The 6,993-nt window shown below is 35.2% G+C and carries 9 protein-coding genes; 4 read left to right on the forward strand and 5 right to left on the reverse strand.

Going from position 1 to position 6,993, the window contains the following annotated elements:
• Window positions 1–138: 138 nt before the first annotated feature.
• The 3 genes from FEM33_RS20465 to FEM33_RS20475 all read right to left on the reverse strand — a co-directional run bounded on the left by FEM33_RS20465 (window position 139) and on the right by FEM33_RS20475 (window position 2,352).
• Window positions 139–378 carry a hypothetical protein gene (locus FEM33_RS20465; protein WP_139013858.1) on the reverse strand — a complete coding sequence of 80 codons (240 nt, stop codon included), beginning with the start codon at window positions 376–378 and terminating at the stop codon, window positions 139–141.
• Between the two features lie 485 nt (window positions 379–863).
• Window positions 864–1,046, reverse strand: coding sequence for a hypothetical protein (locus tag FEM33_RS20470; RefSeq protein WP_139013859.1), 183 nt, complete (start codon window positions 1,044–1,046; stop codon window positions 864–866).
• A gap of 295 nt (window positions 1,047–1,341) precedes the next feature.
• A complete protein-coding gene (locus FEM33_RS20475; protein ID WP_139013860.1) occupies window positions 1,342–2,352 on the reverse strand; it encodes a replication initiation protein in 1,011 nt (336 codons plus the stop codon).
• Window positions 2,353–2,893: 541 nt separating this feature from the next.
• On the opposite strand from FEM33_RS20475, the gene FEM33_RS20480 reads away from it, so the two are divergent.
• From FEM33_RS20480 to mobV, 4 genes are all read left to right on the forward strand, one after another.
• Window positions 2,894–3,430, forward strand: coding sequence for a hypothetical protein (locus tag FEM33_RS20480; protein ID WP_139013861.1), 537 nt, complete (start codon window positions 2,894–2,896; stop codon window positions 3,428–3,430).
• A gap of 55 nt (window positions 3,431–3,485) precedes the next feature.
• Window positions 3,486–3,734, forward strand: a complete 249-nt coding sequence (locus FEM33_RS20485; RefSeq protein ID WP_139013862.1) for an AbrB/MazE/SpoVT family DNA-binding domain-containing protein — start codon at window positions 3,486–3,488, stop codon at window positions 3,732–3,734.
• A complete protein-coding gene (locus FEM33_RS20490; protein WP_229214328.1) occupies window positions 3,722–4,051 on the forward strand; it encodes a type II toxin-antitoxin system PemK/MazF family toxin in 330 nt (109 codons plus the stop codon). Before FEM33_RS20485 ends, FEM33_RS20490 begins: the two co-directional genes overlap by 13 nt.
• Window positions 4,052–4,205: 154 nt before the next feature.
• Complete coding sequence (mobV, locus tag FEM33_RS20495; RefSeq protein WP_139013863.1) at window positions 4,206–5,729, forward strand: MobV family relaxase; 1,524 nt, start codon at window positions 4,206–4,208, stop codon at window positions 5,727–5,729.
• 61 nt (window positions 5,730–5,790) lie between these two features.
• On the opposite strand, the gene FEM33_RS20500 is transcribed toward mobV, so the two are convergent.
• Together FEM33_RS20500 and FEM33_RS20505 are read right to left on the reverse strand one after the other, a co-directional pair.
• A complete protein-coding gene (locus FEM33_RS20500) occupies window positions 5,791–6,123 on the reverse strand; it encodes a hypothetical protein (RefSeq protein ID WP_139013864.1) in 333 nt (110 codons plus the stop codon).
• Between the two features lie 20 nt (window positions 6,124–6,143).
• Entirely contained in the window at window positions 6,144–6,497 is a 354-nt protein-coding gene (locus tag FEM33_RS20505; RefSeq protein ID WP_139013865.1) for a hypothetical protein, read from the reverse strand.
• Between the last annotated feature and the right edge of the window lie 496 nt (window positions 6,498–6,993).

Raw genomic sequence — 6,993 nt, forward strand, 5'->3', positions numbered from 1 at the left:
GAAATAAATTAGATACGGAAAACTTTTTCTAATTAATTAAATAGCAAATACTATCAGAATAGTTAAACTATCTTGACAGCATTTGCTATTTAAAGTCTACTACAAACTTTTACTGATTAAAAGTAATTTTCTTATTTACTAGCCTGCATGATAACAAACTACAACACCACTGATCTCAACACAAATTTGTACACACTTAGTAGCCTCAATTGGACTTACGGTAATAGATGCTGGTATTTCTACCATTTCAGCTTGTCCCTCACCGATTTTTTCGGCTGCGGCTGTTAAAGCACGTTCTCCAAGAGCTCTTGAAAATGACTCAAAAGTGTGGATGTTTTTTTTGTGATCTAAGATGTACTGCTTGTCAAAATTTGCCATTTTTTTTTATTTAAGAATGATGAGAAAATAAATGAAACTTAAATTATTTTAAAATATTCAATAAATAATGTGAGTTAATGAATTTAGTAATTTGAATATTAATAATATAACAATTAATAATAATATTTATTTAACGGTTAATATTTATATTAAATAAAGTAAGTTGGCTGATTTTTAAATTAGGAATTTAGAATCTTCACACTTTATAAAATGTTGGAATCTTAAATACATAAAATACTCAAGTAATGAGGAGTATTGTCTTAATGTGAATGGTCTTGAAAGGCTAGTTAAATTTAGTTAAGGAGTCAGAAAGATGCAGCCTTTCAGAATGTCATATATAATACCAACTCAAGAAAAATAAACAAAGTTTGGAGAAGAATTTTGAAAGTAATAGAAGCTTTGTTTAAAATAGTTAATACAGTATATAAAAAACCAAATGTTTTATATATTAACAAACTTTGTTATAGATGCTCGCAGCTCATAACTTACTGAAATTGCCTAACAGGCAATGGAACGGACAAGTTAAATCCTACTAAAAAAACAGGTGTGGGGTTTTCTGTTAAACGATCCTCTTTTAACTCAATTAACTTCTTATCCTTTTTAATGATAATTATTAATTCAACAACTATTGTTGTTAGTAGTAAACCTATTACAATATCTTTGTTCATAAAATATAATGATAAATACTTAATTTACATTTAGCCTTTTGGAAATACTTATGCTAGTTTGTAATTGCAACTTTCTTTTATAGCAATTGTATGGCAAGGTGCACTTTTAAAAAAGTATATTTGCCATTCTTATTTAAAATATCTATCGTATTAAAATTTAGTGATATATAAAGTTTAGAAGTTAATTAAAAATAGTAACAGCCTAATTTAAAAAAAAATTGTATATAGTTTTTAATATCTTATTTAACGGTAAAACAATGATACAAATGCTTATAATTAGTTATAGACAGCTGAGTTACTGAGACACAGATATATTCTCTAATGCAGCTTTACCAACCCGCACCCAAACTGCATTGCAATATTTAGCCTTATCCTGGATTTCTTTTCCCTTTAGCTGCCATTCATAAAGTAGCTTGTTTGCTCCTTCCATCCCAATCACTTTTGCATAGCGAATGATATTAGTATCCGTCACCATCCAAGCACGTAGCCGTAGAAGCACGTTTTTATGCACGTCAGAGAATTCAAACCAACTTTCTGGTACATCTTTCATTGTAACCTTTTTAAGTCGGAATTCGAGAGCAATAACGGGCTTTCTACCACGGGCATGAGTGTTGGAGTCTTGGATAGTTTTAAAAGTGAAAGCTAAATCTGTACTATCAAGCTCTTCAAGGGGTTCAGAAAGAGTCTTTTTTATCAAGTCAGTTGTATCTGGATACTTTCCATCACAATCCATAAGTTTTCTAAATTCTGAAATGGGCACTATCCATACTCCTGTATCTTTAAATGCTGCCAATAATTCGAACATTCGAAGACTATACCAACTTGAAAAGTGCATATAATGCTTTAACTCGTATGTTGTATAGTGGGCAATTTCTATGAAGTATGGCTTCAAAATAGGATTAAGGACAACAGTAATGGTGCCATTTTCATATTTACAATTTATGTCAGATGTATTAAGTAAATGCCTTACCTCAAACCTTTTTTTATCAATATCCTCTAGCAACCAATGCAGCTTAGCAAGCTCAATGAATGCATTTTTGATTTTTGTGTAAGAATCAGTGTCAGTATTAGGAATAACAGATGAAACATGCATTTGATAATAAGGCCGCAAATCAGAATCATCATCTTTTATCATAGCCATGACATTAGCCATAATTCTCTTAGCATAAACAGAAACCTTCTTTTGTCGAGCAAAAGTTATATTCCAATGCTGCTTGGCGTACTTTTTGACATCATTTTCATTGTAAATAATAGGCAACGTCATTTGCGCAATATCTCTTTTATCTTTCACTTTAACCTTCTTCATAGGTCATAATAAAGCTTTTACATTAAGGGAAATGTAAATATAAATAATAAACAGACTTATAAAAGTATAAATCTGACTAAAAGTTTGTCTATTTCATAATAAATAACAGACTTATAAAAATACTAGTTGGTTTATTCCTGACCAGAAGTCTGTTTATTATAGGCGTATCCTGACCAAAAGTCTGTTTATTCCTGACCAAAAGTCTGTTTATTCAAGAAGTACCTATAGTATAACTAATATTGTTTTACTACTATATAGTTTGTCGCCCGTTTTTGAGCTTTTGGAATATGGAAATTTGATTTTCTGCCCACTTGTTCGGCTTGCGTCGCTGCGCGCACGCTTAAAAATCTTTGAGAGGGCGTTAGCATTAATTTTTTAAAAAGGCAAACAAACAAAACTCATCAAGAGGAAGAAAAGAATATTGCGCTGAAAACTAAATATTTAGTTAATTGCTTTTTTTGCTTTATGACTGGTATAATCTTAATTTTAACACGTTATCATATGATAACAAAAAGTGTTATCAAAACTAAAAAGTGTTAACATGAGTGACTTTATAAGCTTGGCAGAAGCAGCATCTCGTACAGGTAAATCCGAGATGACTATCCGAAGACTTACAAAAAAAGATGGCTCAAAAAGGCATGTAAGCCGTATAAATGGTGTAATTTTAATCAGAGCGGAGTTTGTAAACAGTATTTATCCATTCTTAGATAATCATGTTAACATTGATAACAAAAATGTTAGCTATGTTAACAAATCTGTAAGTGTTCATCAGGTTGAAAGTGAAGATTTACAAAATAACCGGATAGTAATTTTAGAGATGAAAGTAGAAGGTCAAGCTGCATTATTGGAAAGCAAGCAACATTATATCACACTTTTAGAAAAACAATTCCAAGAGTATAAGGATGAAAAGCAAAAGGAATTAGATCGTCTTCATGAACGATGGAGCCAAGAGCAAGAAATATTTAAGCGCGATCAACATTTAAATGCCGGAAAGTATATGATTCAGAAGAATCAAGAACTACCAGAATCAATAGATAACGAAGAAAAGAAGTCGTTATGGAAACGCATATTTAAATGATGTTATAACATATTTTCGTAATTTTGAGATACTATTTTATTAGTGTTATAACATTATGAAAGCAAATATTATCAATATTGGGAATAGTCAAGGGATAATTATCCCTTCGATGCTATTACGTAAGTTAAATTTGTCTTTTAAGTCAAGTGTTCAGTTGGAAGTTGAAAATGGTTCTATTGTTATTAAACCAGCTTCCCGACAAGGTTGGGCAGAAGCAGCACTGGAGATGCACGCTGCTGGAGATGATAAACCCTTATTGGAAGACACTATGACTGATTTTGACAAGGAGGAATGGACATGGTAGTAAAGCAGTATGAAGTGTACTGGATTTCATTAGATCCCACACAGGGCAGTGAAATTGCCAAAACTAGGCCATGTGTTGTTGTCAGCCCTGATGAACTAAATCTTTCTTTGCGGACAGTTGTTATTATACCTATTACGTCTACTATAAAAAAGTACCCGTGGCGTGTAGACTGTGTTGTTCAAAATAAGAATGGATCTATTGCAGCAGATCAGATCCGTGTAGTAGACAAGACCAGATTGGGTTCTAAAATTGGCTATTTATTTGCAACAGAGATAAAAGAATTAAAGCAGGTACTACAGGAAATGTTAGTTGATTAGGATGTTTTCTTCCAGTGCTCTATCTTGTCCTTTGAATTAAAGGTGGACTCACTCCACCAGGGAAAACGCCTATACCTTCGGCCTAGACATTTTCCCTGGTTCCATTTCGGCGGGGTAAACCCCTGCACCCCCCATCCGGATAAACGACACAGCTATGGCTTTTGCAATTCTGAGAATAAAAAAAATGAACAATATGGGAAGTATAGGAGGCAAAGACTCTCACGAGCTTCGCCAACGGGAAACCCTGAATGCAGATCCGGAAAGGGAGCAGCTGAACCGCCAAGTGATCGGGACGATAGCGGCCGATGATGTAAAGGAACGACTGAGTAGCACCGGTGTTGCGATCCGGAAGGACTCGGTGCTGGCGATTGATGTTTTTGCTACGGCCAGTCCAGAGTTTTTTGCCCGGAACCATCCGGAAGACCCTGCATGCCGGGAGTTTCAGCGCAGCCTAGTTGACTTCCTTCACAAAGAGTTTGGAGAAGATAACGTAGTGAGCTTACGTGCACACCATGACGAGACTAGTCCGCACTGGCATGCCACAGTTGTGCCCATAAGGGAAAAGACAATAAAGGTTGGCCGTCAGGTAAAAACGGAGCGGACGGAGAACCGGCTTTGCGCCAAAGACTGGCTTGGGGGTGACCGTCATACGTTGAGCAAACTGCAGACCAGGTTTGCCGACAGTATGAAACACTTGGGACTTGAACGCGGGATCCAAGGCAGCCAGGCCAAGCACGTTGAAGTCAAACAGTTTTATACCTTAGCTCAGGAAGTATCGAACAAGGTAAAAAGCATACAGCAGCACTTTCCCCAGATTGATCCGGATCGCTACATTGAAAAGACTGCAAAACCTGATTTGTATGACCGGCTTAAACCAGAAGAATATGCGAAAGAATCTGTAAAAAAGGCAGTTAGTTCTCTTTCTTCAGATATCGATAAAGTAAATAAAACTGTTAGCCAGGCTAAGCAAAATGAGCTGATCAAAACGGCTGCGCCTGCGATTAATGCACTTGCTCAAAAGAGCGGAGCACGGCAGAGCCAGGCAGAAAGAGCGCTTTTATCTCTGGGATACCGGCTTGATCAACATGGTGGGCTTATTAATATACAGGAAGAGCGCAAGGAAGCTATCAAAAGCACAGTGCTGCATGTTTTATCAACTTGCAGCTCAGATCAATCCTTTCAAGATGGACTTCTAAAGAGAGGCATTGAATTAAGAATGTCAAAGGAGGATTACGAAGTTATTGGCAAAGAATCACATAAAGTGTTGCTCTATAAAGACGGGAAAGGCAAATCAATATCAGCCAGAGAGTTAGGTCCTGAATTTATGCTCAGCGGTGTTTCCAGGGCAATAAGAGCAAATGCAAGGGTTGAGCAGGATCGGGAAGCTATTGCAAAATCGAAAATAGCCTACGAAACAACCATAGCGAAGAGTTTTGTGCAGCATAAGGGCAGTGCCACCGAATTTTCAAAGTACCTGAAAAGCCTACAACCTAATGATATTGAAGAAATTAGCAGGAAGATTGGAAGGGATCAGGGGGTAATTGGGGTCGAGTATGTCCGGAGTCGGCTACAAGCTGATATCAATAAAAATGAACTTCAGTTGGCAGCTGACCGAGATAAACTCCGGAGAGAGGGACATGATGTTGGGAAAAAGCAGGGAAATAATATGAGAATGTAAATCGAAATATTGTTTATAATTCTAGGTTCAGATATAATCTAAACCTAGAAAAACTCAATTTTCAATAATAATCTTCATCATCTTCTTGAGACTTAGAGCCTTTTGGCGGCAAATTGGTAATGTATTTGGACAAAGCATCATGAACAATATCATCAATTGTCGATTCATACTCTTTACTTTCAAGATCGGCTTCACCAAATTTTAATTTTAACTGAAGTACCATCATTGGATAAGTGCCTTTCATTTTTTCGGCAAACGTATTGGCAGCGTTCATGAGCATTATTCCATGCATCATTTCAGGCATAGATTGTACTTGCTGATAAGTATCACTTAGTAAGCCCGCAATTTGGGGGGCCATTTGTTCATTCAATGCATTCTGAACACTTTGATTCATATGAAAAGGATTAATTTAATTTACATTCCTAGAACATCTCTTTTGTGTTTATCTACTATTTGTTTCATCTCCATAATCATAGTATTAGCAATTTTCTCCTGTTCAAAAATGCTTAGGTTTCGAGATTCGGTAAAGTTTCTTTCATGTACAATTTCCTTTTGATAGTACTTGTACTTCCAGGTAATAGTTAGGCTCCCAGTACTGTATTGAAACTTAATTATTTGATTTGAGCCATCATATAGGTTGAATTCTCTTTTGTCAATTGGCGTAATATCTGCTGCCCCATTGAATGCTGCATCATTGAGTATATTGACAATAACAGCAAATTTCTCACTAACAGACTGATGTTGCAACTCATTTTCATCCTTATTCAAAGAATTAAAAAAGTTGAAACCTATATATGCGACAACGACGACGACAACTATCACCCAGAACATAAAAATGACGATAAGAGGATTTACGAAAGAATAAATTGCAAAATAATAAAAAAATACAAACTATTGGATCTTCTTGATACAGGCTAAGAGAAGGACAAAACCCAGAAAAGGTTCCTGGAGTTTTTATAACAGATTTTATGTTAAATGACAAAACATAGAACAAGAGGGTCTTTGGCATGTTGCGAAAGTTCTTGATTTTGTACAAGCATATCTAATTTATTTTATTACATTCTAGATTCATAGCTGTACCAAGTACGCCAGTATTTAATTTAGCTTTTTGGATCATGCTTGTTAAATATTTATCACGAAATAAATTAGATACGGAAAACTTTTTCTAATTAATTAAATAGCAAATACTATCAGAATAGTTAAACTATCTTGACAGCATTTGCTATTTAAAGTCTACTACAAACTTTTACTGATTAAAAGTAAT

Origin of the sequence: Dyadobacter flavalbus, assembly GCF_006149045.1 — a bacterium.
GTDB classification, from domain to species: domain Bacteria; phylum Bacteroidota; class Bacteroidia; order Cytophagales; family Spirosomataceae; genus Dyadobacter; species Dyadobacter flavalbus.

What these genes read in the sequence shown, in the direction of transcription:
- FEM33_RS20465 (WP_139013858.1), bottom strand. Translation starts at nt 378, where the DNA reads ATGGCAAATTTTGACAAGCAGTACATCTTAGATCACAAAAAAAACATC.
- FEM33_RS20500 (WP_139013864.1), bottom strand. Translation starts at nt 6,123, where the DNA reads ATGAATCAAAGTGTTCAGAATGCATTGAATGAACAAATGGCCCCCCAA.
- FEM33_RS20480 (WP_139013861.1), top strand. Translation starts at nt 2,894, where the DNA reads ATGAGTGACTTTATAAGCTTGGCAGAAGCAGCATCTCGTACAGGTAAA.
- FEM33_RS20485 (WP_139013862.1), top strand. Translation starts at nt 3,486, where the DNA reads ATGAAAGCAAATATTATCAATATTGGGAATAGTCAAGGGATAATTATC.
- FEM33_RS20470 (WP_139013859.1), bottom strand. Translation starts at nt 1,046, where the DNA reads ATGAACAAAGATATTGTAATAGGTTTACTACTAACAACAATAGTTGTT.
- FEM33_RS20490 (WP_229214328.1), top strand. Translation starts at nt 3,722, where the DNA reads ATGGACATGGTAGTAAAGCAGTATGAAGTGTACTGGATTTCATTAGAT.
- FEM33_RS20475 (WP_139013860.1), bottom strand. Translation starts at nt 2,352, where the DNA reads ATGAAGAAGGTTAAAGTGAAAGATAAAAGAGATATTGCGCAAATGACG.
- mobV (WP_139013863.1), top strand. Translation starts at nt 4,206, where the DNA reads ATGGCTTTTGCAATTCTGAGAATAAAAAAAATGAACAATATGGGAAGT.